Below are 25,094 nucleotides of genomic sequence, written 5' to 3'. Positions count from 1 at the left end.
AGCATTTAAATGGCTGTAGGGTTGCATGATTTCCCTTTCATACCTGAAGTTAAAGGTGTGAGAATTGGTGTTGCGGAAGCGGGTATTAAAAAAGCAAACAAAAAAGACCTTGTCCTTTTTGAATTGTGTGAAGGTGCTTCCGTTGCAGGTGTGTTTACTCAAAATGCTTTTTGCGCTGCGCCAGTTCGTATTTGTCAGAAGCATCTAAGCACGACAAACAGTCGATATTTGCTTGTTAATACAGGCAATGCTAACGCCGGTACTGGAAAGTCAGGGCTTGAAAATACATTAAAGACTTGTGACGCGTTAGCACTTCAAGTAGGTGTTGATGTTGACGCTATTTTGCCTTTCTCAACGGGTGTAATTGGTGAGCCTTTACCAGTAAATAGAATCATTGATGCGATACCTGCGGCGATTGCTAATTTATCTGCGGGTAATTGGAATGCGGCAGGCGTTGGTATTATGACCACTGATACCTTGCCAAAAGGCTCCGTACGTACCTTTGAATTTGAAGGCCGTACTTATACTGTCGCGGGGATTTCGAAAGGTGCAGGCATGATTCGCCCTAATATGGCAACCATGTTGGGTTATGTGTTCAGCGATATTTCAATGGATGAAGATTTACTTCACAGTATACTGAAAGATGTTGTGAATAAGAGCTTTAACCGCATTACAGTTGATAGTGACACGTCGACTAATGATTCTTGTATTGCTGTCGCTACTGGAATGGCGGGTAATGCTAAACTCTCGTCTATTGATGAGCCTTTGACGCAAGCCTTTATCTCAGCTTTTACGGAAGTCATGCAAGAACTTGCTCACGCAATCGTAAGGGATGGCGAGGGTGCGACTAAGTTTGTGACGGTTGAGGTTGTTGGTGCTGTTGAGCAACAAGATGCGACTAAAACCGCATTTGAAATCGCACACTCACCATTGGTAAAAACGGCGCTTTTCGCTTCAGATCCAAACTGGGGCCGAATTTTGGCTGTAGTTGGTCGTGCAGGCGTTGAGAATCTAGATGTTGATAAAGTTCAATTGCATATTAATGGCTTCGAGATTGCACGAGATGGTGGTCGGTCACCTGACTATTTGGAAGAGCATGGCAAAAACGCCATGGCGCCAGATGAGATCCATATTTGCGTTGATTTAGGTATGGGTAAGGAATCTGATGTGGTTTGGACGACAGATTTCTCTCATGAATATGTCACTATTAATGCTGAGTACCGCACCTAATGTTAATTAGAGTAGCAGTCGGTATTATTTTGAGAGATGACCTTGTTTTTATTGCTTTGAGAAAGAGTGATCAGGACCAAGGAGGTTTATGGGAGTTTCCTGGAGGAAAATGCGAGCCTTCAGAGTCTGCTGAGATAGCTTTGGTTCGAGAGTTGAAAGAAGAATGTGATATCTCTGTAACAGAGTGCTCTTTCTTTAAGGAGATTTCTCATGATTACGGTGATAAAAAGGTTCAACTCCTTTTTTATCGGGTTACAGGTTTTGAAGGTGATCCTGTAGGAAAAGAAGGCCAAAAGGTTCGTTGGGCGCCTATTTCGACTTTATCTTCCTATGACTTTCCTGAGGCGAATCAGGAAGTAGTGGATGACTTAATGTCGAATGTTTAGTTATTTAAAGTCAAAAAAAGAGCTTCAATATGAAGCTCTTTTTTTAGTTCAAAATTTGAGCTAGGAGCTTCCTTACAACACTTGGTTCAAACGGTTTGCCACAAATTGCATCGACGCCTTCTTGAGCGATGTTCGCTAATTGACTGTCTTCTGAATTCGAGCTGACCATTAGAATAGGGAGGTGAGCCCATTCAGGTGTTTGTCGTACTGCATCAGTAAGTTCTTTGCCATCCATTTCAGGCATATTGTAGTCAGTGATAATTAAATCAAATTCGCTTTGACTTAAAATTTCTATTGCCTCTTTACCGTTTTCAGCAAATTCAATGTCTTCAATGCCCATAGTGTTAAGAGTTTTGCTGATGTGTTTCCTTGCCATAAGACTGTCATCTGTTACAAGTACCCTGAGTGTTCTAGGGTCAAACATTTCTAGGTCTATTTCTTCTTCAATTATGAGATCTAGAGTAGCGTGAATTGCTCGCTGTAAGTCTTTAAGACTGAATGGTTTTGGTAAAATCGCAAGAACACCAGATTGTCTTAGGTGCTCAAGGTGTTCTTTATTGCGTTCGCTTGAAATAAGCATGAAGCATTGCCCCTCGGTTTCCTCATTGGAGCGTATGCGATCGATTAAGTCATTGGCTGAGCCGTCAGGTAAATACATTGAGGAAATAACAAGGTCTGGCGGGAAAGAAGATAGAGTGTCCATTGTTTCTTGGATACTATTTACGCACTCAATTTGTTTGATACCAGCTTCTTGTAGTGCCTTAACGATAATTTTTCTTTGAGTGTCAGAAGGTTCCACAAGAAGAAAAGAAAGGTCGTTAATTGCTTCGTAATTGCTCATTTATGAAATCGCCTACTTATTGATACTTATACAACTAAATACAGTATCCATTATATTTTTAGTTAATTCCAATATACTAAATGGGTTACCATGTTTTATCTATAGTGTTTCAAAGATGGGAGTGTTGATGTCCACTGCAAGTGCGTGTCATATTTTAGTGAAAACTAAGTCTGAAGCTGAGTCGATCAAAGCAAAGTTAGACAAAGGAGCTGATTTCTATAAGTTAGCGAAACAATTTTCGACTTGCCCGTCTGGGAAAAAAGGTGGGGACTTGGGCGAATTTAGAAAAGGGGATATGGTTGCCGCTTTTGATAAGGCTGTTTTTAATGGGCCTTTATTGAAAGTTCAGGGCCCTGTGAAAACGCAGTTTGGTTTTCACCTGATTAAAGTTTTATACCGTTCTTAAACTAGGTTTTATGAGGATATTGTGATGAGTAATGTGGTTCAGATTGATGAATTTTATTTTGTTTCTCCTCAATTATTGAGAGAAGACTTATCCGAATTAAAGAAACAGGGGTTTGAGAAAATTATTAATAATCGGCCGGATGGTGAATCTGATGATCAGCCTTCGGCAGAGAGTATTCGTGTTGCAGTGGAAATGCTTGGTATGAAATACGTTAGTAACCCTATCGAGCTGCCTAAGCTTTCTCAGGCGCATGTAGATGGTCAAAGTGATGCCTTGGTAGAAGGTGAGAAAACCCTCGCATTTTGCCGAACGGGTACTCGTTCATCTGTTTTGTGGGTATTGATGAAAAATGCTCAAGGTGAAGGGTATCAAAAGTTGGTTTCCCAAGTATCAGAGAAAGGCTTTGATTTGTCTCGTTGTTCTGCTGCGATGGAGCCTTTGGCGAAGAAATAGTACTTTAGAAGTGTATTTGGGTTGTTGGTTTTTGAGTAAGGTTAAATTTTAAAAAGTAGTATTGGAATATTATGGTTAGTCGTCCTTCATTAGAAACTGCCACCGCATCTGACCCAGATCGTTTTGTTGAGCCTTTAGAGCTTGGAAAGCGGGTTAAAGAGATACGTCTGGCGAAAGGTTGGACGTTAGAAGAGGTTGGAAAGAGAACTGGCATTGCGCGTTCAACCTTGTCTAAAATTGAAAACGATCAGGTGTCCCCTAGCTTTACCATTGTTCAGAAATTAATAAATGGTTTGGAGATGGATTTGCCGCAGCTTTTTGTTGAGGCAAGTGAGTACTCGATTGCTGGTCGTAGAGACATCACGCGAAAAGGAAAAGGAGAGCCTCACCCAACAGCAACTTATGAGCATGAGTTGTTAAATTACTCTATTAGTCGTAAGAAGATGGTGCCTTTTAAAACTAAGGTGCGAGCTCGATCTTTTAATGAATTTAAAGAGTGGGTGCGTCATGATGGAGAAGAATTTCTTTTGGTTTTAGACGGTAAAATTAATTTTTTCTCTGAGCTCTATGAGCCAATTGAATTAAAAGAAGGGGATAGTGTGTATTATGATGCCACTATGGGGCATGCGGTGGTGTCTTTGTCCCCAAAAGATGCCGAAATACTTTGGGTTGTAGCCCGTTGAGAATATTAAACAATAATATGAAAAAAGGTTAAGAATAATTATGAAAGAGTGGGAGTTAGCAAGTTGGAGAGAAAAAACGGCATTACAGCAGCCGGTTTATCCTAGCGCAGCGCATTTATCTCAGGTTGAAGCGACGTTAGGAAAAATGCCTCCTCTTGTTTTTGCAGGTGAAGCTCGTCAGCTTAAAAAAGCATTGGCACAAGTGGCGAATGGCCAGTCATTTTTATTGCAGGGTTGGTGATTGCGCTGAAAGCTTTGCTGAATTCCATGCGAATAATATTCGTGACACTTTTAAAGTTATGTTGCAAATGGCTGTTGTGCTTACTTATGCAGGTAAGTGTCCAGTGGTTAAAGTGGGTCGTATGGCTGGACAGTTCGCTAAGCCGAGATCTGCGGGAATGGAAACGGTTAATGGTGTTGAATTGCCAAGCTACCGTGGTGACATTATTAATGGTATTGAATTTACCGAAGAGGCACGAGTTCCAGATCCTGAGCGTTTAATCCAAGTTTATAATCAAAGCGCTTCAACAATGAATTTACTTCGCGCTTTCGCTCAAGGTGGCTTTGCCGATTTGCATCAAGTGCATCAGTGGAACTTAGACTTTTTAAATGCTAGTCCAGTGGGCGATCGCTTCCATGGTGTGGCAGGGAAAATTGATGATGCGTTGCAGTTTATGGAAGCTTGTGGAGTCGGTTCTGGTTTGGCTCAACTAAAAGAAACAGAGTTTTATACTTCTCATGAAGCTTTGTTATTGCCATACGAACAAGCTCTTACGCGCCAGGATAGCTTAACTGGTGACTGGTACGATTGTTCTGCTCATATGTTGTGGATTGGTGATCGTACTCGTCAGTTGGATGGTGCTCATGTTGAGTTTTTACGCGGTGTTAAAAATCCGATTGGGGTGAAGGCTGGCCCTTCTATGGATCCTGAAGATTTGGTGCGTTTGTGTGATGTGCTAAACCCAGAAAATGAAGCTGGTCGTTTGAATGTAATTGTTCGAATGGGGGCTGATAAAGTTGAAGATGGAATGCCTAAGCTAATCCAAGCTATCCAGAGAGAAGGGAAGCAAGTTGTTTGGAGTAGTGATCCTATGCACGGCAATACGGTGAAAGCATCAACTGGCTATAAGACTCGTCGTGTCGATGATGTATTAAAAGAAGTGCAGCAATTTTTCCAAGTGCATAATGCAGAAGGTACTTATGCCGGTGGTGTGCATTTTGAAATGACAGGCCAAAATGTGACGGAATGTATTGGTGGCTCCTTTGAAGTGACAGAGGCCGACCTTGCTGATCGATACCATACACATTGTGATCCTCGCTTGAATGCAGACCAGTCTTTGGAATTGGCGTTTATGATTTCTGAGACATTGAAGAAAGCAAGAGCTTAAGTCTAGCTCGATAAACGAAAAATCCCCGATTAATGTGCTTTTAATCGGGGATTTTTTTGTTTTGAAAGGAGTGGTAGAGCCTTAAGTTAGCCTTTACGCTTTCTGAAAGCGGAAGTAGCTGATTTAGATGTTACGTCAATCTTTGCCATGATAAGAGCCATTTCTTCCGCTTCAGCTTGTTGCTGTAGCTTTAGTTTCTCTTCGCGCTCTTTCTTTGATGCTCTCTCTGCTTCGTTCAGCATCTTTTGAATGCTAGCTTTACTCTTTGTACGAGTGACAGGTTTCTTTTTGTCGGCTACTTTCTCAGCAGGTGCATCTAGTCTCTCTTCACTGATAAGCTCACCAAAGAAAGATTTGGCTGTTGGTGTGGCTTCAACCGTTTTCTTTGGTAGCTCAACGGTTTTTTTACCGCTGCTTTTCGTGTTTTTTTAGGTTGCTCTGCTGTGGATACGCCGTTTGCGTCAAATAATGCCTTTTTGCCAAGATTTAGGTTGACTGACTTTTCTGCTGTTTGAGCAATTTTGTAACCACGTAGGCTTTCACCGTTATAAATTGAAATGTAATCTGTTTCCAATTCATACAGCTCTTGTTTGTCGCTGGTTTCAAAAAGTTCTTCAACAATAAAAGCTTCAATGCCACTCTCCCTGATGTCATTGTACAAAGGAAAGTCTAAGCCTTCGTTTGTTGCTTCAACATATTGCTCAAAACGCTGGAATCCACTGTTAAAGGAAGTGCCAATATAATGCTTTCCAGAGATATTATTTGTGATTTTAAAAACGACCAAAATCGTTGCCTCTTAACTAGTATCTTTTAAATAGCAAATAAAACCCTATCACCTAAGGAAACCCAAAGGTGAGAGGGTTCTATAAAAAATAGGGTTAGTGTTTTACGACGATATTGAGACCGTCACGAACATTTAAATGGACATTCTCGACTCTGTTGTCTTGCGCGATTAAGCGGTTGACTTGGTCGACAGCAATGTCGCTGTTTTCTTTAGGGTCTAGAACGCGCCCTTGCCATAGGGAGTTATCGATGATGATGAGGCCGCCTGATTTTACAAGAGGCAATACTGCTTCGTAGTAATTCAAATAGTTGCGCTTATCTGCATCGATAAAGACAAAGTCGAATTCCCCTTCCAAGGAATTTATCGTATCAAGAGCGGGTCCAAAAATAGCATTGATTTTCTTTCCATGCTCACTACGATCAAAAAAAGACTGGGCGAATTCAATCGCTCTTGGATTGGTTTCACAGCAAATCAGCTCACCATTAACAGGCATGCCTTCCGCAATGGAAAGGGCTGAGTAGCCTGTAAACATGCCAATTTCTAGGGCACGTTTTGGTTGGGCGATTTTTGCTAAAAGCTTTAATGTACGTCCTATGGTTTTACCTGACAGTTTATTTGGATAGCCCATGTCAGAGTAGGTTTTTTCAACCAGCTCAAGCAAAAGGTCTGGTTCTGATTGAGTTGTCTCAATACAGTAGTCGTCAAGATTATCAAGAGCCATAGGTTTTATTAGTCAATTAAAGTATTCATGAAACGGATGGCAATTTTACTCTCAGTACAGAGAATGTCTATGCCTGAAAAGGAGAAAAAAGGCTTGATTTTTATAGATGACCATTACATGCACTAAAAAGTCTTATTTAAATTTGATTCGCATGAATAATAGAAAAATGGTAGGTTATGCGCTGAAATTTACATGTGCTCTTTAGTATGGAGCACCACTGACTCCGATAGGGGAATAAAATGCCTGTAATTACTTTGCCTGATGGCAGCCAACGCTCTTTTTCTAATCCAGTTACTGTTATGCAAGTTGCCGAAGATATCGGCCCTGGTCTTGCTAAAGCAACGGTAGCAGGGCGTATTAATGGACAACTTGTTGATGCGTGTGAATTAATCTCTGATGATGCTGAATTAAGCATAGTGACGGGGAAGGACCTAGACGGTGTTGAAATCATTCGTCACTCTTTTGCTCACCTTGTTGGGCACGCAGTAAAACAATTGTATCCAACGGCGCAAATGGCCATAGGACCTGTGATTAGTGAAGGCTTTTATTACGATATCGCGTACGAACGTCCTTTCACACCAGAAGACTTAGCCGCAATTGAAAAACGCATCGCTGAATTAGTGAAAACGGATTACGATGTTGTTAAGAAAATGACACCGGTTGCTGAAGCTCGTCAGTTGTTTTCTGAGCGTGGTGAGACTTACAAGGTTTCCCTTATTGATGATATGGATGAATCAACAACAGAAGTTGGTTTGTATCATCACGAAGAATATTTGGATATGTGTCGTGGTCCTCACGTTCCTAATACTCGTGTTTTGCGTCATTTTAAATTGATGAAGCTGGCAGGTGCGTACTGGCGTGGTGACTCTAATAATGAACAGTTGCAGCGTATTTACGGTACAGCGTGGAATGACAAGAAAGAGTTAAAAGCATATCTAACTCGAATCGAAGAAGCTGAAAAGCGAGATCACCGTAAATTAGGTAAAAAACTGGACCTTTTTCATGTTCAGGAAGAAGCGCCAGGTATGGTTTTTTGGCACCCTAAAGGTTGGCACCTATACCAAGTTATTGAGCAATATTTGCGTCAGAAACAGCTTGATAATGACTACAAAGAAGTTAAAACGCCACAGATTGTTGACCGTGTTCTTTGGGAAAAATCAGGGCACTGGGGGAAATATCAAGAAAACATGTTTACAACGCATTCGGAGAACCGCGATTACGCAGTGAAACCGATGAACTGCCCATGTCATGTGCAAGTATATAATCAGGGATTAAAGAGTTACCGAGACCTGCCATTCCGTATGGCGGAGTTTGGCTCTTGTCACCGTAATGAACCATCTGGTGCTTTACACGGTATTATGCGTGTGCGTAATTTCGTACAAGATGATGGTCATATTTTTGTCACAGAAGACCAAATACAGAGTGAAGTATCTGAGTTTATTCGTTTGTTGCATGAAGTGTATGCCGATTTTGGTTTTGATAATGTGATTTATCGTCTTTCAACTCGTCCTGAACAGCGCGTTGGTTCTGATGAGGTGTGGGATAAGTCAGAAAAAGCGTTGGCGGATGCGTTAGATGCAGCAGGATTGGATTGGGAAGAATTGCCAGGTGAAGGGGCTTTCTATGGCCCTAAGATTGAGTTCTCTTTGAAAGACGCCATTGGCCGAGTATGGCAATGTGGTACGATTCAGGTAGATTTCTCAATGCCAACTCGTTTGAGTGCGCAATTTGTATCAGAAGATGGTTCGCGTCAAACGCCTGTTATGTTACACCGTGCAATAGTAGGTTCTCTTGAGCGATTTATTGGTATTCTAATCGAAGAGTCGGAAGGTTCGTTCCCGCTTTGGTTGGCGCCTGAACAGGTGATGATCATGAATATTACCGATCGACAAGCCGAATATTGTGCCGATTTGGAAAAAAGATTGAACTCAAGTGGCTTTAGAGCAAAACTTGACTTGAGAAACGAGAAGATCGGGTTTAAAATCCGCGAGCATACTATTCAACGAATTCCATATATGATCGTTGTTGGTGATAAAGAAGTTGAGCAACAACAAGTAGCCGTTCGAACTCGAACAGGTGAAGATCTTGGAGTGATGAGTATTTCTGATTTTGAAGATTTGCTTCACGCAGAAGTTGCTCGCCGTAGCCGTAAACAAGAAATGGAGATAGAGCTATAAAAGGTAATACTAATCGTGGGCGTGCCGCTAACAAGCAGCGTCCTCAAATCAACGAGAACATTCGCGCCACCGAAGTACGTTTAATCGCGGCTGATGGTGAACAAATTGGTGTTGTTTCGATTGAGGAAGCGCTCAAAGCTGCTCAAGAAGCAAGCCTTGATTTAGTGCAAATTACTGACTCAGATCCAATTGTTTGTAAAATAATGGACTACGGTAAGCATATTTTTGAGCTGAAGAAAGCAAAAGCCGCTCAAAAGAAAAATGCAAAGCAGATTCAGGTAAAAGAAATGAAATTCCGTCCAGGGACGGAGGAAGGGGATTATCAGGTAAAACTCCGCAACCTGATACGTTTCCTTGAAGGCGGGGATAAGGCTAAGGTGTCATTACGATACCGCGGTCGTGAAATGGCCCATCAGGAGCTTGGTATGCAACTTATGAATCGAGTCGCTCAAGACTTAGAGGAATATGGTGCAGTAGAGCAAGCTGCGAAAATGGAAGGTCGTCAATTGACTATGGTGCTAGGCCCCAAAAAGAAGAAGTAATTTTAAATAGCTTAGCTATTAAAAAATTACATTAACATTAACGAATGCGAGAGTGGTTTTATCATGTCCAAAATTAAGTCACACAGTGGCGCATCTAAGCGCTTCAAACGTACCGCGAATGGTTTTAAACATAAGCAGTCTCATACTAGTCACATTTTGACTAAGAAATCGACTAAGCGTAAGCGTCATCTTCGTGCAATGAAGAGCATCGCTGCTAGCGACAAAGCGTTAATCACACGCATGTTGCCATACATTTAAGTCCCAATTTTTTAGTTTATTAATTTATTAGTATAAGGTTTATATTATGCCTCGCGTAAAACGTGGTGTTCAGGCTCGTCGCCGTCACAAGAAGATTTTAAAGCAAGCTAAAGGTTACTACGGTGCACGTAGCCGTGTATTTCGTGTAGCTAAACAAGCAGTCATCAAAGCTGGTCAGTATCAGTACCGTGACCGTCGTCAGCGTAAACGTCAATTCCGCGCATTGTGGATTGCTCGTATCAACGCTGCTGCACGTATCAATGGTCTATCTTACAGCCGTTTCATTGCTGGCTTGAAAAAAGCTGCAATCGAAATTGACCGTAAGGTTTTGGCTGACCTAGCTGTGTACGAGAAAGAAGTTTTTGCTGCTATCGTTGAAAAAGCGAAAGCAAGCTTGGCTTAATTTCTGACGTAGCCTTAGAGTGAGTCGATCTTGAAAGATTCCGTCTTAATAGAACGAGTAACTCAATGCAGTCTTTGATAGGGGAAGAGCTAGCGCTCTTCCCCTATTTTATTTTTTGGAGTGTATAAATGGAGAACCTAAAGCAGATTCTTGCTGATGCGTTAAGCGCAGTAGCTGCATCTGAGAGTGAGTCCGCGCTAGATGATGTTCGAGTACATTATTTAGGTAAAAAGGGCGCTCTTACCGCTTTGTTGAAACAGCTTGGTAATGTTTCTGCAGAGGAACGACCAAAGTTTGGCCAAATGGTGAATGAAGCCAAAGGGCAAGTTCAAGAAAAAATTACTGAGCGTAAAGCTGGTCTAGAAAAAGCCGCTTTAAATGCCAAGCTTGCTAACGAAACGATTGATATATCTTTGTCTGGAAAAGGGCAAGAAGTGGGTGGTTTGCACCCAGTTACTAGAACCATGGAGCGTATTGAAACGTTTTTCCGTGGCATTGGTTTTGATGTGGCGGCAGGCCCAGAAATCGAAGATGATTATCATAACTTCGAAGCGTTAAATATTCCTGCGCACCATCCTGCGCGCGCAATGCAGGATACATTTTATTTTAATCCAACTACCGTACTGAGAACGCATACATCTCCTGTTCAAGTACGTACGATGGAAAAAACGCAGCCACCGATCCGAATTATTTGTCCTGGCAGAGTTTATCGTTGTGATTCAGATCAGACGCATACTCCGATGTTCCATCAAGTAGAAGGTTTGCTAATTGATGAGAATATTTCTTTTGCTGATTTGAAAGGAATTCTGCAGGAGTTTCTGAATGTCTTCTTTGAAGATGATTTAAAGGTGCGATTCCGTCCTAGCTATTTCCCTTTTACTGAGCCTTCTATTGAAGTCGATATCATGCGTACAAACAGTAAAGGTGAGGAATCTTGGTTGGAAGTATTGGGTTGTGGCATGGTCCACCCTAAAGTGCTTGAGATGTCTGGGATCGATTCTGAAAAATATACTGGTTTTGCCTTTGGTATGGGTGTCGAGCGTTTTGCTATGTTGCGCTACAAAGTGGATGACCTTCGTATGTTCTTTGAAAACGATTTACGTTTCCTTAAGCAATTCAAGTAACCAGTCGATCTAGGATGTTTTTATGAAAATCAGTGAGAATTGGCTAAGAGAGTGGGTCAATCCAAGCATCAGTAGTGATGATTTGGTGGCTCAGATAACCATGGCTGGTCTTGAAGTTGATGAGGTTCTACCTGTTGCCTCTGAATTTTCTGGTGTGGTAGTGGGTGAAATTATCAGTGCGGATCCACATCCGAATGCTGACAAGCTTCAAGTTTGCCAAGTGTCAGACGGCGCAGATATTTTTCAAGTTGTTTGTGGCGCACCAAATGCACGACCAGGAATTAAAATTCCTTTTGCAAAAATCGGCGCGGTATTAGGGGCTGACTTCAAGATTAAGAAAGCCAAGCTACGCCAAGTAGAATCTTTTGGTATGTTGTGCTCAGCATCTGAGTTAGGTGTGAGTGATGACAACGACGGTATTATGGAATTGCCTTTGTCATTGGCGACAGGTGCAGATTTCCGTGAGGTGTTAGGCCTTGATGATAAAATTATCGATGTTGATCTGACGCCAAATAGAAGTGATTGTTTAAGCCTAGCCGGACTAGCACGCGAAGTAGGTGTATTAAATAAAGTCGACCTTACACCTGTTGATATAGTGGCTGTTGATGTTTCTATCGAAGACACATTCCCTGTTCGTGTTGATGCTGTAGAAGCGTGTCCACGTTATTTAGGGCGTGTTATTCGTGGTGTTAACGTCACAGCACAAACGCCTTTATGGATGGTTGAAAAACTTCGCCGAAGCGGAATTCGTTCTATTGATCCTATTGTCGATATTACGAACTATGTCATGCTTGAATTGGGTCAACCAATGCACGCATTTGATTTGGCTAATTTGTCAGAATCCATTGTTGTTCGAATGGCAACGGCTGACGAAAAAATCGTCTTGCTAGATGGCCAGGAAATCTCTCTTCGTGAAGATACATTGGTGATTGCCGATGAGAAAGCGCCATTAGCCATTGCCGGTGTTATGGGTGGTGAAGGCTCTGGTGTAAACGCTGAAACAACAGATGTTTTCCTAGAGAGTGCTTTTTTTGCTCCTATCGCATTGGCGGGTAAAGCACGCTCTTATGGTTTGCATACAGACTCTTCTCATCGTTTTGAGCGTGGTGTCGATGCAAGTCTGCAAGAGAAAGCAATTGAACGTGCTACGGCTCTGATCCTCGAGATTGCTGGTGGACAAGCTGGTGCAGTAACCCATACGGTGAATGAAGAGTCTCTTCCAGATGCCGCCGTTGTTACTTTGCGTCGTAAAAAGCTAGATCAATATTTAGCGATTTCCATTGAAAAAGAGCTTGTGACAGATATTCTGACACGCCTTGGTTTGGAAATGCTTGAAGTAAATGACGAAGTTTGGACTGTTAAGTCGCCGTCTCATCGTTTTGATATTGCGATTGAAGCGGATTTGATTGAAGAAGTAGCGCGTATTTATGGCTATGACAATCTGCCTTCTTCTATGCCTCAGGCAGCAGTGAACTTCACTCCTTTGTCAGAAGGTAAAACGCCAATTCAAGCTTTACGTGCGACCTTGGTCTCTCAGGGTTATCAAGAGGCTGTAACTTATAGCTTTATTGATCCTGTGCTTAGTAAGCAATTTTTACCAGAGATTGAGCCCGTACCTTTAGAGAATCCAATTTCTGCTGATATGGGTGTAATGCGACCAAGTCTGATTCCTGGGCTTGTGAGAGCGTATTTATATAACCAAAACCGTCAACAGTCTCGTGTTCGTTTGTTCGAAACTGGGCGTCGTTTTATTGGTTCTGTAGAAGCGTTAGAGGATCTCGATCAACAGCAACAGATTTCTGGTCTTATTGCAGGTAGTCGCCACCCTGAAGCTTGGTATCACGGTAGTGAAAAAGTAGACTTTTATGATTTGAAGGCGCATGTTGAGGCGTTGTTTGAGCTAAATAATGGCGGTCAGCCAACTTATGAGCGTTCAGCGTGTGAGTTCCTGCATCCAGGTCGTTCGGCTGATATTTATATTGACGGTCAGTTTGTTGGTCTTATGGGTGAGCTTCATCCGCAACTATCTAAAACATTGGGGGCGAATCAGCCTATCTATGTATTTGATATTGCATTGAACGCAGTGCTTAATGCGACTTTGCCTGAATACAAAGCGGTTTCTCGCTTCCCAGAGGTTCGTCGAGACCTTGCTTTACTTGTTGATAGGTCTGTTCCTGTCAGTGAGCTAGAGCGAGTGATTGTTAGCTCTGCTGGGGAAGGCTTTAAAAATGTCTTGGTTTTTGATGTTTATCAGGGGCAAGGGATTGATGAAACGAAAAAAAGTGTCGCTTTGGGCTTGACGTGGCAGCATCCTTCACACACTCTTAGTGATGAAGAAGTAAACAACTCTGTCGAACAGACTGTAACAGCCTTGGCTGAGCAGTTGGGAGCCGTTGTAAGGGGATAGATTTATGGGATCGTTGACAAAAGCGGACCTTGCTGAAAATTTAGTAGATACTATTGGTCTAAGTAAAAAGGACGCAAAAGATCTTGTTGAAGGTTTTTTTGATGTCGTACGCCATTCACTTGTTGAAAGGCAGCAAGTGAAGTTATCGGGCTTTGGTAATTTTGAAGTTCGTGAAAAGAGTCAGCGACCTGGTCGAAACCCAAAAACGGGGGAAGAGATCCCAATTACAGCGCGTACAGTTGTTACCTTTAGGCCAGGGCAAAAGCTTAAGTCAAAAGTAGAAGATTATATGCAAGAGTGATTTAGTTTCTCTCTTTTAAAAGCCACCTTTAAGGTGGCTTTTTTATTGGGGCAGCTTTATTTTTATCTCGCTTGTGAAAGGCTGCTTATTTTTTGTGGGGTGGCTTTAGTATTTAACGAACAAGAGGTTTATTTGAGGTTGTTGGTTTGTTGATGAGGGTATTTAGATCAGAGAATAACCAATTTATCTGTTAGGTCTAACTTACATGATTTAATTTAAAAAAAAGTTATAAAACTCTTCCCTTTTCAATTCGTTATAGTAATATACGCACCCGCTGACAACGACAGAGTTGTTGTTGGTTTCGGGGCGTAGCGCAGCCTGGTAGCGCACTAGCATGGGGTGCTAGTGGTCGCAGGTTCAAATCCTGCCGTCCCGACCAAGAAAATAGTTTAGCCGCTATAGCTCAGTTGGTAGAGCATCTGACTTGTAATCAGAGGGTCCCGAGTTCGACTCTTGGTGGCGGCACCATTACTTGGTCAAAGTTTCTTTTCTTTTAAAGATTAGAAATAAAAAAAGATTTTGCTTTTATTAAAGCCGCTATAGCTCAGTTGGTAGAGCATCTGACTTGTAATCAGAGGGTCCCGAGTTCGACTCTTGGTGGCGGCACCATCTTAATTTAAGATGTGTCATATAAAAGTAAACTGCGTTATGTAATGCCGCTATAGCTCAGTTGGTAGAGCATCTGACTTGTAATCAGAGGGTCCCGAGTTCGACTCTTGGTGGCGGCACCACTTTTACTCTTAGAGTAATTGAAAATTTGATTTAGCGTTTAGCCGCTATAGCTCAGTTGGTAGAGCATCTGACTTGTAATCAGAGGGTCCCGAGTTCGACTCTTGGTGGCGGCACCATTAAAGGCTAAATGAGAATGGGTGTGTAGCTCAGTTGGGAGAGCGTCGCCCTTACAAGGCGAATGTCGGGAGTTCGAACCTCTCCACACCCACCACTTACTAAACAGTGGGCTTATTGAAAGATAAGTAAAAGATTTAGATTGTGTTGGAGTGGTAGTTCAGTTGGTTAGAATACCTGCCTGTCACGCAGGGGGTCGCGGGTTCGAGTCCCGTCCATTCCGCCATTACTTATTAAGCTGTAAGTAACTGGTACTAATAAAGCTTAGAGCGGGTGTGTAGCTCAGTTGGGAGAGCGTCGCCCTTACAAGGCGAATGTCGGGAGTTCGAACCTCTCCACACCCACCACTTACTAAACAGTGGGCTTATTGAAAGATAAGTAAAAGATTTAGATTGTGTTGGAGTGGTAGTTCAGTTGGTTAGAATACCTGCCTGTCACGCAGGGGGTCGCGGGTTCGAGTCCCGTCCATTCCGCCACTTACTTTGGTTAATGTGAAAAGTAAGTTGGCTAGTAATACCATCACTATGATGGGTGTGTAGCTCAGTTGGGAGAGCGTCGCCCTTACAAGGCGAATGTCGGGAGTTCGAACCTCTCCACACCCACCACTTACTAAACAGTGGGCTTATTGAAAGATAAGTAAAAGATTTAGATTGTGTTGGAGTGGTAGTTCAGTTGGTTAGAATACCTGCCTGTCACGCAGGGGGTCGCGGGTTCGAGTCCCGTCCATTCCGCCATTACTTATTAAGCTGTAAGTAACTGGTAGTAAGAAAGCTTAAAGCGGGTGTGTAGCTCAGTTGGGAGATTCGTTTCCTAGCAAGGCGCAAGACACCGGGAGTTCAAACTCCACATCTAGTAAGATGTTAAATTATGACGGGTGTGTAGCTCAGTTGGGAGAGCGTCGCCCTTACAAGGCGAATGTCGGGAGTTCGAACCTCTCCACACCCACCACTTAATAAGGAAGTGGCTAAAGAACCTATGAAAACGGAGTGGTAGTTCAGTTGGTTAGAATACCTGCCTGTCACGCAGGGGGTCGCGGGTTCGAGTCCCGTCCATTCCGCCATTACTTATTAAACTGTAAGTAAATGGTAGCAAGAAAGTTTAAAACGGGTATGTTGCTATGTTGGAATTCTTTCTTACAAGTTACATCGATATTTGGAGTTAAGAGCTCCTCATCTACCTAAAGATGTAAAACTATATGGGTGTGTAGCTCAGTTGGGAGAGCGTCGCCCTTACAAGGCGAATGTCGGGAGTTCGAACCTCTCCACACCCACCATTCTAGGTTATTAATCTTCTTATACTCCTTGTCCTAAAAACTGTTTTTATATATTCCTTCATTTTTAAATCAATCATAAAGCTCAATATTGAATCTTATCTTACGCAGATAATATGTCGTACCTTGTGTATTTTTAAGTATTGATTAAAGATCTTTAACACCCTTCCTAGCTGCTTTTAATATTCTTTCCTAATTCCACTTGTCTTTGTTTGTATACTTTTAATGGTCTGCTGGTGACGTGTGATACTTGCACTAAGTATTCTTCAGTATGTAACCTGAGTAAGTAATGAAATTTATAAATTATAGAGCACAAAAAAACGGAAAAGCGCGTAAACGCTTTTCCGTTTTTGGGTAGCTTACTAAGTCTGTTGTACTTAAGGTTGAGCGACCGTTTCTACCTTCGTTTCTTCACTGTTTTGTTCTAGATCTGCAAATCCTGCCCCAGCACCAATGGCTATTTGCAAGGCTGCCCATTCTTGCAGGGCAGTATTGCGAGCGGAAGCCGCACTGATTTGCGTGCTGGCTTCGGAGCGGACGGTATCCAACAAGTCAAGCAAGGTCATGGCGCCATTCTTGAAGTTATTATGCCCAAGCTCTAGCGCGGTACTGTAGGACTCTGCTGCTTGCTTTAACAACTCAGATTGTTGTAAGTACAAGGTGAAGTTGGATTGGGCAACATGCACATCTTCCACAGCATCTTGTACGCTGGAACGCCAGTCAATCTCAGCCTGATTAGCAGCAGAAATCTGTGCATCACGTTGTGCTTTGAGTAAGCCGCGATTAAACAGGCCTAGCGAAATAGAAGGGCCAAAGCTCCAGCTATCGGCAGAATCGGCATGAGAGACCGAGCCAGTTAAGCTGATAGAAGGGTAAAGATCGGCTTCTTCTGCCCCGGTTTTTGCCACTTGTTGATGCAAGATAGCTTCGTAGTAGCGAATGTCAGGACGATTACGCAGCAAGTCTGCTGGAATGCCTGTGGCAATCGTTGTGGGCAGGATTAGCTGATCCGCGCTGGACTCCATGGTTCCCAAGATCTGCTTAGCCGGTTCATCCATCAAGGTTGCTAAGGCAAAGACCGCTGCTTGATACTGGGCCTGATAACCCGGTAGGTCCGCTTGAGCGGTTTGTAACGCGGCTTTTATTTCGGCCAACTCATAATGGGTAGACAAGCCGTTATCCAATTGTCTTTGGGTAATGGCTAGAGTGTCTTGGCGAGTATTAATGGTTGCCTCTGTTAGCTCAGCGGCTTTCTGGTAGTAGCGGGCATCCGCATACTTCTCAATTAGCTCTGCTAACCAAGCCAAACGCTCTGTGCCGATATCGGCCTGAGCAGCGGCCAAATAGGCTTGAGCCGCTTCTTGCTCGCGGCGAATGCCACCAAATAAGTCGATAACAAATTCAGCGTCTAAACTCGCGCTGGAACTGGTTGAGGTCGACACGTTTTGTCCCCCAGAACGTAATCTGTCATAGAACAAAGAACCATCTAAAGCAGAGTTAATACCTGTTTCACGCAATAGGGCATTGGCTTCACGGATACGTTCCTTCGCTTGCAAAATGCTTAGGTTTTGCTCGAAACCTTTTTCTACTAAAGCGGTCAGGGTTGGGTCATTAAACTCTCGCCACCAAGCTTGGTAGGCCACATCGTTAATGCTGCTGCTTTCACCGCTCACAAAGGTACTTTCCAACTTTGTTGTTGGCGCTTCCCAATCAGGACCCACCGCAGCACAACCGGTTAACAATATGAAGGGCGCTATTTTTAATAAATTCATCATTTTACTGTTTCCTTCTTGCCGATACTTTTCACCATATCAACAATCTTCATAATGGCGAGGTATAAGACGGGCACCATCAGGATGCCGAAAATTGCCGAGAACACGATACCACCAAGCATGCCAGTACCAATGGAATTCTGGGCGTTAGCCCCAGTGCCATCGGCGGTTGCTAAAGGTAAAACACCGAATGCAAAGGCGAATGTAGTCATCAGAATAGGGCGCAAACGCATTTTGGCAGCGGTAATAATGGCTTCCACAATGTCTGTGCCTTGCTGTCGCATGCTTTCAGCAAACTCAATGATCAGAATCGCGTTACGGGCCGCTAGACCTATGGTGGTCAACATACCGACTTTGAAGTAAACATCATTGGACTGACCAAATATCCAAGTGGCTAATAGCGCACCAAGAACACTGATCGGCACCGCCAGAATCACAGCCAAAGGTACTGACCAACTTTCATAAAGCGCCGCAAGTGCAAGGAATACCACAACTGCAGAGAGCAGATACAAGATGAGTTCTTGGTCACCGGCAATTTGCTCTTGGTAAGACAATCCTGCCCAAGCGTAATCGTAATCAGGACCAAGATTTTCAACCAAGCGGGCCATTTCATCCATGGCTTCCCCAGAGGTCGCACCGGGTGCGGCAGAACCTTCTAAAGAAATCGCTATTTCACCATTATGGTGGTAAAGCGTGGTGATGGTTTCCCCCCAAACTTGTTGGCTGAAGGCGGCCATTGGCACCATTTCGTTGTCACTGTTGCGCATGTACCAATCGTTAATATCAACCGGCTGCATGCGGTGTTCTTGGTCGCCCTTGACTCGAACGTTCCGAAGCTTGCCATCTAGAACGAAATCGTTGACATATTCGCCACCAAAAATGATAGATAAGTTGTCATTAATATCAGACAGACTTAGGCCAAATGCTTGGGCTTGCTGAGCATTAATGTCCATGGTCAGCTGAGTGGCTGTGTTGGCATCAAAGCCTCGTACGGCAGTCACTAGCCCCGACTGCTGGGCGTCAGCCGCAAGCTTTTGAGCTTGTTGCTGTAAGGCTTCAATACCATTGTTACCACGGTCAATCAGGTACATTTGGAAACCATTAGACGTTCCCAGACCTTGGATAGCCGGAGGTTGCAAGAACAGAACCTGTCCATAACGACCGCTACCAAAGTGTCCGTTGGCCTCAGCAGCAATTTGTGCAGCCGATTTATTAGGACGCTCGGAAATATCTTTTAGTTTAACAAACGCCATGGCTTTGTTTTGGCCGCTGCCATCAAAGCTGTAACCAATAGGTGAGAACACACCTTCAACGTAATCACCTTGTTCATTCAATAGGTAATCTTTGAGGGCGGTCGCAGTCTTAGTGGTTTGTGCGCGAGTGGCATTTTCTGGCAAAGACACTGTGGCCATCAGAATACTTTGGTCTTCTGTTGGGACAAAGCTAGAAGGCAGCTGCTGGTATAAGTAGTTACAGGCAATACCGATTAGTGCAACCGATAACAGCATTCGGAAAGGTCTTTTCAGGAAGCGTGCAACGCTACCAGAGTAGTTCAGGTTTAAACGGTCAAACGCCTTGTTGAAGGTGCGCGCTGCAACGTTTTTAGGCTTACCATGGGACGGTTTTAGCAAGGTGGCACACATGGCCGGGGTTAAGATAAGCGCCACGAACAGAGACAACACCATAGCGGAAATAATGGTCACCGAGAACTGGCGATATATAATCCCCGTTGAGCCGCTCATAAAGGCCATAGGTAAGAATACCGATGACAGCACTATCACTATGCCCACCAAAGCAGAGGAAATCTCTTTCATACTTTTTTCGGTGGCCGCTAAGGCGCTTAGGTTTTCTTCTTCCATGATACGCTCAACGTTTTCGACCACGACGATGGCGTCATCCACCAATAAGCCGATGGCCAGTACTAGCGCGAACATGGTGAGAGTATTAAGAGTTAGACCCGCTGCTTCCAGAATGGCAAAGGTTCCCAATAATACAATTGGCACCACGATTGTAGGAATTAAGGTGGCTCGCCAGCTTTGCAAAAACACCAAGATAACGATAAATACCAAAGCAATGGCTTCGATCAAGGTATGGAAAATTTGCGTAATGGACTTTTCGATGAAAGGTGTTGTGTCGTAGGAATAAACAACTTCTATGCCTTGAGGAAGACCTTCTGACAACTGAGAAATGGTACTGTGAACGCGCTCTGAAGTTTCTACCGCGTTCGCACCGGTAGACAAGTTAACACCAAAGCCCACCGCGTTGTAGTTGTTGTAAATGGAGGTAACATCGTAGTCATCGTTATCAAGCTCAATTCTGGCCACATCGCTTAAAAAGACCGAGGAACCATCATCGTTCGTCATCAAGACAATGTTTTCAAAATCGCTGACAGACGTCAGTTGTGAACGTGTTTTTAGCAAGATCTTAGTCTGCTGACCTTCAACACTTGGCGTCGCACCCAAGGAACCAACGGTGACGTTAGTGTTTTGGCTACTGATAGCGTCGGTCACATCACTTGGTGTTAGGGAATATTGATACAGTTTGCTTGGGTCTAACCAAACACGCATCGCATATTCACTACCGAACAAGTTAACATCACCCACCCCTTCAAGGCGTTCCAGCTGTTTTTGCATCTTGTCAGAAAATAAATTACCCAAGGCGACATCTGAATATTTGCCATCAGTGGAGACTAAACCACCCACCAATAAAATACTGCTGCTAGAGCGGGTAACCGAAATCCCTGTGCTGGTCACAGCCGTTGGCAAAGAGCCTTCCACCAGCTGTAACTTATTTTGCACCTGTACTTGTGCAATGTCTGGGTCAACCGCACTGTCAAAGGTTAGGGATATACTGGAACTGCCTTCACTAGAAGTCGAGGTCATGTACAGCAAACCGTCAAGGTCTGTCATACCGTCTTCAATTACCGAGGTCACTGAGTTCGCGACAATTTCACCTGAGGCACCAGAATAAGTGGCATTAATGTTCACCGAGGTTGGGGCAACTTCTGGGTATTGTGAAATGGCCAGACTTTGTAAGCCAAAGGCACCGATAATCATCACCGTGATTGCCAATACCCAGGCAAAAACAGGTCGATGGATAAAAAACTGAGTCATGGTTTACTTCTCCAGCTGAGTCATCTGCGCACTGTGTGCTGAGGCTGAAGAATCAGCAGAATCAACATCAACAGTGGTGCCATCTTGTTGGATGGTCACCAACACAGGGTCAACGTCGCTGCCTTCCACTAGATTTTTCTGACCATCAGCTATCAGCTGTTGGTGAGCTGTTAAGCCGGATGTCACAATCCAATTGTTGTTGTAACTTCCTAGGGTATCGAGTTTAACAATTTCAGCTTTGCCTTCACTGTTCACAACAAATACTGACAACTTGCCATCAGCACCGTGAGTGCCGGCTCTTTGTGGAATTAAATAAGCCTGTTGAGTACCAGGTTGCAAGGTACCTTGAATGAACATTCCTGGCAGAATCACATGATCAGGGTTATCGAACTGAAAACGTGCAGTCACCACACCTGTGCTAGTCGATACGGTAGGGGAAGAAGACACAAGCATACCCGTGCCTTGGTAGGTTTCACCATTGCTTAGCTGTAACGTCGCGGAGAGTTTTTGACCTTCTTGTACCAGTCCTTTTTCGATGTTACGACGCATTTTTAACACTTCCGCAACCGGCGCCACCATATCGACATAGATAGGGTCTAGGGTTGTAACTGTGGTTAAGTTATCGCTTTGCCCCGCTGTGACTAAATCCCCTAGTGATACATCAGACACATCAACAATGCCTTGGATCGGCGCTGTGATGGTGGTCCAGCTAAGTTGTGTGCGAGCATATTTCAACGCTGCTTCTGCGGATTGTAGTGTGGCTTTAGCCGATGCTAAGGAGGATTTTGCTGAATCCACATCGTCGGAAGTGTAGCCAGAGCCTTCCAGTTTCTTCGCTCTATCATAAGCAGCTTGCTTAACAGGCAAATCCGCTTCCGCTTCGGCAACGGAGGCTTCATAGGTAGCGACACTGGCCTGATACGTTGAATCGTCTAGTTGGAATAAAGGTGTGCCTTTTTCAACGAGTTTACCCGGCTCATAAAGTTTCTCGATGACCACACCTTCAACACGCGGCCTGATATTGGCTTGTTCATAAGCCACAGAGCGGCCTGGTAATTCAACAATGATAGGGACACTTTGTTGCTCGACTTCAATAATACCAACAGAGCGAGATTGCGCGGTTGGTGGGCCACCCGCTGGTGGTCCTTCAGCTTTCACGCCTTGAGACGCAATTAGAGCGATAACTAAAAGGCTTTGTTTAAACCAGTACTTTTTGTCATTTTTCATTAATTGATTTCCTTGGTTAGGTCGTAATTTGGAGCTTCTCTTACAATTTATGCAGGGTGCGGATCATAAAAAGTATGGTAGGGAATTGAGCTTAATTGCACAATATGCAAAGTTTACGTTAAGTGCATGAATGTGTGAAAAAACATGCAAGTCTTTAAAGTAAACTTTTGAACGAGAAAGTTGTTATAACCAGAATTCTTTCAGATAATGTGCTCGTCATGCCTTTTGGCGTGAGATGGAGAACATCACAATCATTCAATAAGAGAGAAAATTATGTCAAATCTGCGCGAGCGTAGACGCCTGCAGACGGCTCAAGACATCCAGCAAGCGACTTTAGAGCTAGTCAATAAAGAAGGGTTTGATAACGTCACTACTTTAGATATCAGTCTTCACCTTGGAATTAGTCAAAGAACCTTTTTTAATTATTATCCGAACAAAGAAGCCGCTCTTATGGGGCCTGAAATGCAGATTCCTACAGAGATGGTTGATAGGTTTCTCGCCAGTGAAGGGGAATACATTGATTGCTTACGTGAGTTTATGCAGGAGCATACTTTGATGTTAGAGCCTCATCGGCCTGAGCTTGTCGTTGCACAGGAAGTGGTTAAGAATCATCCAAGAGTGAGCCAGATAAGGTTGGCGAGAATGGTTAAGATGCGAGATGAGTTAAGCTCGATTCTCTCGAAAAAGTGCCCCAATTCATCCGTTTTTTCTATGAATATATTATCGGATATTTTGTTATCCAGTTGTTGGTCTGGTATTGAGCTTTGGTTGCAGACAGACATTAGTTTAAAGGATGCGTTTCATAAATCTTGGTCTTCACTGGAAGCCGTATCTAAGTTTTTAGCGCCTGAAAATAGCCAATCAGTCACTACTAAATAGAGTAAAAAGACATAATTCTTTTAGCGGAACGGGTGCTAATATCCGGATTGCTCAGCTACAGCATTTTGTAAATAACTCTGTACAATGGTTCCTCGTTTAAAGTCTGTGAACCCGCTTTCCTTGTTGGTGAACCTTCTTGTGCCTTTTAGAGTAATTTAAGGAGTAAATTATGTGGATTGTTTATGCGCTGTTAGCCGCTCTATTTTTTGGCATGAGAGGAGTGATGTATCAATGGACATCGCAAAAAAACATTAACCGGAATTTAATGTTATGTGGTGTGTTTTTTGTCGGCTTTGTTATTAGCTCGATTGCGATGTGGCTGTTGGATCAGCAGTGGTATACATGGGCTCATGTTGCTGTGGGTTTGGCGATGGGCTTTGGCTCTTTTGCTGCAAATGCGGCATTGCATAAAGGCTTTTCAGTCGGGAAGGCGTCTCTTATTAGTGTGCTGTCAGGCTTGCCACCTTTATTTGTCGTTTTGATGGCTTTTTTGTTCTGGAACGAAACACTCACCACGCAACAGTTTATCGGTTTTATCGTTATTTTTATTGGGCTTTATACCATACGTTATTCAAATGATATTTCCTTCCGTAATTTACAAGGGGCGCAATGGGGCTTACTTGCCGCCTTATGTTTTGCTTTGAACGATGTGTTTGGGAAGCAATCTACCCGTTTAGATTCGGATATGTTTGCGACATTAACACTGATGTTTGGCTTTGGCAGTTTTCTGTTTGCGGTTGGCTGGTTGAAGAACCGTCGTATTACCGATCGTAATGGGAATGATGTTGCACCACATTGGTCTGGTGCAAAAACGTTCGGATGTGGGATGCTGATCGGTTTAACCAATGTGGCGGGAATGATGGCTATATTGTCCGCTTTTGCTATCGGAACGACAGGCTTGGTGTCAGCGATTGCTGCAATGAATATTTTGATTATTTTGTTGTATTCGCGAGTGTTTCTAAAAGAAGTGTTCAGCCGCCAAGAAATCTTGGGGCTGCTTGCGGCACTTGCGGGTATTTTGATCTTGCGTTTAAGTCAGTAACCCTCCAACGAGTAACAGCTTAATTCTACTTAATAAAAGCTGTTACTTATTTGTCAGTGTCTTGCTAATGTTAAGAAACCAGCGAGTTAGCAAGTTCAACGAAACCTAATCCCCCTTTTTCTTGTGTGATGTAATTGGGTTTATGGGTCAGTGTCGGGAGAAATCTTTCAACATTAGCAACACCAATGGAGAGGGGAATGGCTTGGAACATGGCTTCATCATTGCTGGAGTCGCCTATAAACGCCGTTTCCTCAAGAGAAATGTCATGTGCTTTCAGCCAAGCTAAAGCCCCTGTGGCTTTGTTGTAGTCGCCAATCCAAGTATTGATATGAATGGAGCTGAGTTTCGCATTCACGCCTTTTTCTTTTAACCATTGGGTGGCTCGTTTTGCATCGGAAAAATCCACTTGAACCGCTTGCCCTATGTCTAATGCAACATCGGTGATTCGGAAGTCTTGATCCTGTGTAAAGCTAATGTCTGGGAAATTGCTGTTCAGCTGATTGGCCAATGATTTGAGTTTTTCTAAATCACTTTCTACTTCTTTTGGGTCTTTTAAATGAGTTAATCGAGTATGACCGCGCTCTTCCTGTGTCATAAAAAAAGCCCCATTTTCACCAATGATGTATTTTATCGGAAGCGTCTTGAGTAGGCAGTCACACCATCCTGCGCTGGCTCCAGTAACCGGAATAACAAGAATATTGTTCTGTCTTAGCGTGTGTAATGACTGGATGGTTTGAAGCGGGATTTCTCCATTAAGGGTCAAGGTATCGTCCACATCTGTGAATAGGACTTTAATAGGGTTAGCTAGGGTTTTAGGTAAGCTTTTTGGGTTCTGTGTCAT

General features: G+C 43.4%; 24 protein-coding genes and 14 tRNA genes. 30 read left to right on the top strand and 8 right to left on the bottom strand.

The window, feature by feature from the left end; translation table 11 throughout:
* Positions 1 to 9 precede the first annotated feature (9 nt).
* Both argJ and mutT read left to right on the top strand, forming a co-directional pair.
* Positions 10 to 1,230 (top strand): bifunctional glutamate N-acetyltransferase/amino-acid acetyltransferase ArgJ, encoded by a 1,221-nt coding sequence (gene argJ / locus AC0L46_RS02095; RefSeq protein ID WP_473505389.1) that lies wholly within the window; start codon positions 10 to 12, stop codon positions 1,228 to 1,230.
* Positions 1,230 to 1,616 (top strand): 8-oxo-dGTP diphosphatase MutT, encoded by a 387-nt coding sequence (mutT, locus tag AC0L46_RS02090; RefSeq protein WP_473505387.1) that lies wholly within the window; start codon positions 1,230 to 1,232, stop codon positions 1,614 to 1,616. Before argJ ends, mutT begins: the two co-directional genes overlap by 1 nt.
* A 43-nt stretch (positions 1,617 to 1,659) precedes the next feature.
* Here mutT and AC0L46_RS02085 read toward each other — a convergent pair whose 3' ends face one another.
* Positions 1,660 to 2,457: a response regulator transcription factor gene (locus AC0L46_RS02085; protein ID WP_414682530.1), complete on the bottom strand. Its 798-nt coding sequence runs from the start codon at positions 2,455 to 2,457 to the stop codon at positions 1,660 to 1,662.
* Between the two features lie 127 nt (positions 2,458 to 2,584).
* Between AC0L46_RS02085 and AC0L46_RS02080 the strand changes: the two genes are divergently transcribed.
* The 5 genes from AC0L46_RS02080 (at position 2,585) to AC0L46_RS02060 (ending at position 5,387) form a co-directional block, all read left to right on the top strand.
* Complete coding sequence (locus tag AC0L46_RS02080; protein ID WP_414682531.1) at positions 2,585 to 2,863, top strand: peptidylprolyl isomerase; 279 nt, start codon at positions 2,585 to 2,587, stop codon at positions 2,861 to 2,863.
* Between the two features lie 24 nt (positions 2,864 to 2,887).
* The gene (locus tag AC0L46_RS02075; protein WP_473505384.1) at positions 2,888 to 3,316 is read left to right on the top strand and encodes a protein tyrosine phosphatase family protein; all 429 of its coding nucleotides are present in this window, start codon (positions 2,888 to 2,890) and stop codon (positions 3,314 to 3,316) included.
* Positions 3,317 to 3,387: 71 nt separating this feature from the next.
* Positions 3,388 to 3,999 (top strand): helix-turn-helix domain-containing protein, encoded by a 612-nt coding sequence (locus AC0L46_RS02070; protein WP_414682533.1) that lies wholly within the window; start codon positions 3,388 to 3,390, stop codon positions 3,997 to 3,999.
* A 40-nt stretch (positions 4,000 to 4,039) separates the two neighbouring features.
* The gene (locus tag AC0L46_RS02065; protein ID WP_473505382.1) at positions 4,040 to 4,240 is read left to right on the top strand and encodes a 3-deoxy-7-phosphoheptulonate synthase; all 201 of its coding nucleotides are present in this window, start codon (positions 4,040 to 4,042) and stop codon (positions 4,238 to 4,240) included.
* On the top strand, positions 4,209 to 5,387 hold the full coding sequence (locus AC0L46_RS02060) for a class II 3-deoxy-7-phosphoheptulonate synthase (protein WP_473505380.1): 1,179 nt from the start codon (positions 4,209 to 4,211) through the stop codon (positions 5,385 to 5,387). Before AC0L46_RS02065 ends, AC0L46_RS02060 begins: the two co-directional genes overlap by 32 nt.
* An 86-nt stretch (positions 5,388 to 5,473) precedes the next feature.
* Here AC0L46_RS02060 and AC0L46_RS02055 read toward each other — a convergent pair whose 3' ends face one another.
* The 3 genes from AC0L46_RS02055 to AC0L46_RS02045 form a co-directional block, all read right to left on the bottom strand.
* Positions 5,474 to 5,629 (bottom strand): hypothetical protein, encoded by a 156-nt coding sequence (locus AC0L46_RS02055; protein ID WP_473505378.1) that lies wholly within the window; start codon positions 5,627 to 5,629, stop codon positions 5,474 to 5,476.
* 74 nt (positions 5,630 to 5,703) lie between these two features.
* On the bottom strand, positions 5,704 to 6,171 hold the full coding sequence (locus AC0L46_RS02050) for a GIY-YIG nuclease family protein (RefSeq protein ID WP_473505376.1): 468 nt from the start codon (positions 6,169 to 6,171) through the stop codon (positions 5,704 to 5,706).
* Positions 6,172 to 6,265: 94 nt separating this feature from the next.
* The gene (locus AC0L46_RS02045; protein WP_473505374.1) at positions 6,266 to 6,892 is read right to left on the bottom strand and encodes an O-methyltransferase; all 627 of its coding nucleotides are present in this window, start codon (positions 6,890 to 6,892) and stop codon (positions 6,266 to 6,268) included.
* Between the two features lie 239 nt (positions 6,893 to 7,131).
* Between AC0L46_RS02045 and thrS the strand changes: the two genes are divergently transcribed.
* From thrS to AC0L46_RS01940, 21 genes are all read left to right on the top strand, one after another.
* Positions 7,132 to 9,069 carry a threonine--tRNA ligase gene (gene thrS / locus AC0L46_RS02040; protein WP_473505372.1) on the top strand — a complete coding sequence of 646 codons (1,938 nt, stop codon included), beginning with the start codon at positions 7,132 to 7,134 and terminating at the stop codon, positions 9,067 to 9,069.
* Positions 9,066 to 9,611 carry a translation initiation factor IF-3 gene (gene infC, locus AC0L46_RS02035; protein ID WP_414682544.1) on the top strand — a complete coding sequence of 182 codons (546 nt, stop codon included), beginning with the start codon at positions 9,066 to 9,068 and terminating at the stop codon, positions 9,609 to 9,611. The genes thrS and infC overlap by 4 nt, the downstream gene beginning before the upstream one ends.
* 63 nt (positions 9,612 to 9,674) lie before the next feature.
* On the top strand, positions 9,675 to 9,869 hold the full coding sequence (gene rpmI, locus AC0L46_RS02030; protein WP_317004231.1) for a 50S ribosomal protein L35: 195 nt from the start codon (positions 9,675 to 9,677) through the stop codon (positions 9,867 to 9,869).
* 46 nt (positions 9,870 to 9,915) lie between these two features.
* The gene (rplT, locus tag AC0L46_RS02025) at positions 9,916 to 10,272 is read left to right on the top strand and encodes a 50S ribosomal protein L20 (RefSeq protein WP_024023333.1); all 357 of its coding nucleotides are present in this window, start codon (positions 9,916 to 9,918) and stop codon (positions 10,270 to 10,272) included.
* A 128-nt stretch (positions 10,273 to 10,400) separates the two neighbouring features.
* Positions 10,401 to 11,396 (top strand): phenylalanine--tRNA ligase subunit alpha, encoded by a 996-nt coding sequence (pheS, locus tag AC0L46_RS02020; RefSeq protein ID WP_414682537.1) that lies wholly within the window; start codon positions 10,401 to 10,403, stop codon positions 11,394 to 11,396.
* 22 nt (positions 11,397 to 11,418) lie between these two features.
* Positions 11,419 to 13,803, top strand: a complete 2,385-nt coding sequence (gene pheT / locus AC0L46_RS02015) for a phenylalanine--tRNA ligase subunit beta (protein ID WP_473505369.1) — start codon at positions 11,419 to 11,421, stop codon at positions 13,801 to 13,803.
* A gap of 4 nt (positions 13,804 to 13,807) precedes the next feature.
* Positions 13,808 to 14,104, top strand: a complete 297-nt coding sequence (locus tag AC0L46_RS02010) for an integration host factor subunit alpha (protein ID WP_414682539.1) — start codon at positions 13,808 to 13,810, stop codon at positions 14,102 to 14,104.
* A 302-nt stretch (positions 14,105 to 14,406) separates the two neighbouring features.
* A tRNA-Pro gene (locus AC0L46_RS02005) sits at positions 14,407 to 14,483 on the top strand.
* Positions 14,484 to 14,496: 13 nt separating this feature from the next.
* Positions 14,497 to 14,572: transfer RNA gene (locus AC0L46_RS02000), tRNA-Thr, on the top strand.
* A 65-nt stretch (positions 14,573 to 14,637) separates the two neighbouring features.
* Positions 14,638 to 14,713: transfer RNA gene (locus tag AC0L46_RS01995), tRNA-Thr, on the top strand.
* Positions 14,714 to 14,759: 46 nt separating this feature from the next.
* Positions 14,760 to 14,835, top strand: a tRNA-Thr gene (locus AC0L46_RS01990).
* A 41-nt stretch (positions 14,836 to 14,876) separates the two neighbouring features.
* Positions 14,877 to 14,952, top strand: a tRNA-Thr gene (locus tag AC0L46_RS01985).
* Positions 14,953 to 14,971: 19 nt separating this feature from the next.
* Positions 14,972 to 15,047, top strand: a tRNA-Val gene (locus AC0L46_RS01980).
* A 52-nt stretch (positions 15,048 to 15,099) separates the two neighbouring features.
* Positions 15,100 to 15,176: transfer RNA gene (locus AC0L46_RS01975), tRNA-Asp, on the top strand.
* A 45-nt stretch (positions 15,177 to 15,221) separates the two neighbouring features.
* A tRNA-Val gene (locus AC0L46_RS01970) sits at positions 15,222 to 15,297 on the top strand.
* Positions 15,298 to 15,349: 52 nt separating this feature from the next.
* A tRNA-Asp gene (locus AC0L46_RS01965) sits at positions 15,350 to 15,426 on the top strand.
* A 53-nt stretch (positions 15,427 to 15,479) separates the two neighbouring features.
* Positions 15,480 to 15,555 (top strand) — tRNA-Val (locus tag AC0L46_RS01960).
* A 52-nt stretch (positions 15,556 to 15,607) separates the two neighbouring features.
* A tRNA-Asp gene (locus AC0L46_RS01955) sits at positions 15,608 to 15,684 on the top strand.
* A gap of 138 nt (positions 15,685 to 15,822) precedes the next feature.
* A tRNA-Val gene (locus AC0L46_RS01950) sits at positions 15,823 to 15,898 on the top strand.
* A gap of 35 nt (positions 15,899 to 15,933) precedes the next feature.
* Positions 15,934 to 16,010: transfer RNA gene (locus AC0L46_RS01945), tRNA-Asp, on the top strand.
* Positions 16,011 to 16,147: 137 nt separating this feature from the next.
* Positions 16,148 to 16,223: transfer RNA gene (locus AC0L46_RS01940), tRNA-Val, on the top strand.
* Between the two features lie 374 nt (positions 16,224 to 16,597).
* Here AC0L46_RS01940 and AC0L46_RS01935 read toward each other — a convergent pair.
* The 3 genes from AC0L46_RS01935 to AC0L46_RS01925 are packed head-to-tail and all read right to left on the bottom strand — an operon-like array spanning position 16,598 to position 22,332.
* On the bottom strand, positions 16,598 to 17,995 hold the full coding sequence (locus tag AC0L46_RS01935; protein ID WP_473505367.1) for an efflux transporter outer membrane subunit: 1,398 nt from the start codon (positions 17,993 to 17,995) through the stop codon (positions 16,598 to 16,600).
* Positions 17,992 to 21,105 carry a multidrug efflux RND transporter permease subunit gene (locus AC0L46_RS01930; protein ID WP_473505365.1) on the bottom strand — a complete coding sequence of 1,038 codons (3,114 nt, stop codon included), beginning with the start codon at positions 21,103 to 21,105 and terminating at the stop codon, positions 17,992 to 17,994. The genes AC0L46_RS01935 and AC0L46_RS01930 overlap by 4 nt, the downstream gene beginning before the upstream one ends.
* A 3-nt stretch (positions 21,106 to 21,108) precedes the next feature.
* The gene (locus AC0L46_RS01925) at positions 21,109 to 22,332 is read right to left on the bottom strand and encodes an efflux RND transporter periplasmic adaptor subunit (protein WP_473505363.1); all 1,224 of its coding nucleotides are present in this window, start codon (positions 22,330 to 22,332) and stop codon (positions 21,109 to 21,111) included.
* Between the two features lie 273 nt (positions 22,333 to 22,605).
* On the opposite strand from AC0L46_RS01925, the gene AC0L46_RS01920 reads away from it, so the two are divergent.
* Positions 22,606 to 23,211: a TetR/AcrR family transcriptional regulator gene (locus AC0L46_RS01920; protein WP_473505361.1), complete on the top strand. Its 606-nt coding sequence runs from the start codon at positions 22,606 to 22,608 to the stop codon at positions 23,209 to 23,211.
* A gap of 169 nt (positions 23,212 to 23,380) precedes the next feature.
* Positions 23,381 to 24,253 (top strand): DMT family transporter, encoded by an 873-nt coding sequence (locus AC0L46_RS01915; RefSeq protein WP_414681985.1) that lies wholly within the window; start codon positions 23,381 to 23,383, stop codon positions 24,251 to 24,253.
* Positions 24,254 to 24,323: 70 nt separating this feature from the next.
* Here the strand turns inward: AC0L46_RS01915 and AC0L46_RS01910 are convergent, their stop codons facing one another.
* Positions 24,324 to 25,094 (bottom strand): HAD-IIB family hydrolase, encoded by a 771-nt coding sequence (locus tag AC0L46_RS01910; RefSeq protein ID WP_414681986.1) that lies wholly within the window; start codon positions 25,092 to 25,094, stop codon positions 24,324 to 24,326.

The sequence above is a fragment of the Marinomonas sp. 15G6-16 genome (assembly GCF_055809555.1).
Note: the sequence above shows the minus strand (reverse complement) of the source record. Positions and strands in the feature narration are given on the sequence as shown.

Coding starts and splice junctions, on each gene's coding strand:
- argJ (WP_473505389.1), top strand. CDS start 10: ATGGCTGTAGGGTTGCATGATTTCCCTTTCATACCTGAAGTTAAAGGT.
- mutT (WP_473505387.1), top strand. CDS start 1,230: ATGTTAATTAGAGTAGCAGTCGGTATTATTTTGAGAGATGACCTTGTT.
- AC0L46_RS02085 (WP_414682530.1), bottom strand. CDS start 2,457: ATGAGCAATTACGAAGCAATTAACGACCTTTCTTTTCTTCTTGTGGAA.
- AC0L46_RS02080 (WP_414682531.1), top strand. CDS start 2,585: ATGTCCACTGCAAGTGCGTGTCATATTTTAGTGAAAACTAAGTCTGAA.
- AC0L46_RS02075 (WP_473505384.1), top strand. CDS start 2,888: ATGAGTAATGTGGTTCAGATTGATGAATTTTATTTTGTTTCTCCTCAA.
- AC0L46_RS02070 (WP_414682533.1), top strand. CDS start 3,388: ATGGTTAGTCGTCCTTCATTAGAAACTGCCACCGCATCTGACCCAGAT.
- AC0L46_RS02065 (WP_473505382.1), top strand. CDS start 4,040: ATGAAAGAGTGGGAGTTAGCAAGTTGGAGAGAAAAAACGGCATTACAG.
- AC0L46_RS02060 (WP_473505380.1), top strand. CDS start 4,209: ATGGCCAGTCATTTTTATTGCAGGGTTGGTGATTGCGCTGAAAGCTTT.
- AC0L46_RS02055 (WP_473505378.1), bottom strand. CDS start 5,629: ATGCTGAACGAAGCAGAGAGAGCATCAAAGAAAGAGCGCGAAGAGAAA.
- AC0L46_RS02045 (WP_473505374.1), bottom strand. CDS start 6,892: ATGGCTCTTGATAATCTTGACGACTACTGTATTGAGACAACTCAATCA.
- thrS (WP_473505372.1), top strand. CDS start 7,132: ATGCCTGTAATTACTTTGCCTGATGGCAGCCAACGCTCTTTTTCTAAT.
- rpmI (WP_317004231.1), top strand. CDS start 9,675: ATGTCCAAAATTAAGTCACACAGTGGCGCATCTAAGCGCTTCAAACGT.
- rplT (WP_024023333.1), top strand. CDS start 9,916: ATGCCTCGCGTAAAACGTGGTGTTCAGGCTCGTCGCCGTCACAAGAAG.
- pheS (WP_414682537.1), top strand. CDS start 10,401: ATGGAGAACCTAAAGCAGATTCTTGCTGATGCGTTAAGCGCAGTAGCT.
- pheT (WP_473505369.1), top strand. CDS start 11,419: ATGAAAATCAGTGAGAATTGGCTAAGAGAGTGGGTCAATCCAAGCATC.
- AC0L46_RS02010 (WP_414682539.1), top strand. CDS start 13,808: ATGGGATCGTTGACAAAAGCGGACCTTGCTGAAAATTTAGTAGATACT.
- AC0L46_RS01935 (WP_473505367.1), bottom strand. CDS start 17,995: ATGATGAATTTATTAAAAATAGCGCCCTTCATATTGTTAACCGGTTGT.
- AC0L46_RS01930 (WP_473505365.1), bottom strand. CDS start 21,105: ATGACTCAGTTTTTTATCCATCGACCTGTTTTTGCCTGGGTATTGGCA.
- AC0L46_RS01925 (WP_473505363.1), bottom strand. CDS start 22,332: ATGAAAAATGACAAAAAGTACTGGTTTAAACAAAGCCTTTTAGTTATC.
- AC0L46_RS01920 (WP_473505361.1), top strand. CDS start 22,606: ATGTCAAATCTGCGCGAGCGTAGACGCCTGCAGACGGCTCAAGACATC.
- AC0L46_RS01915 (WP_414681985.1), top strand. CDS start 23,381: ATGTGGATTGTTTATGCGCTGTTAGCCGCTCTATTTTTTGGCATGAGA.
- AC0L46_RS01910 (WP_414681986.1), bottom strand. CDS start 25,094: ATGACACAGAACCCAAAAAGCTTACCTAAAACCCTAGCTAACCCTATT.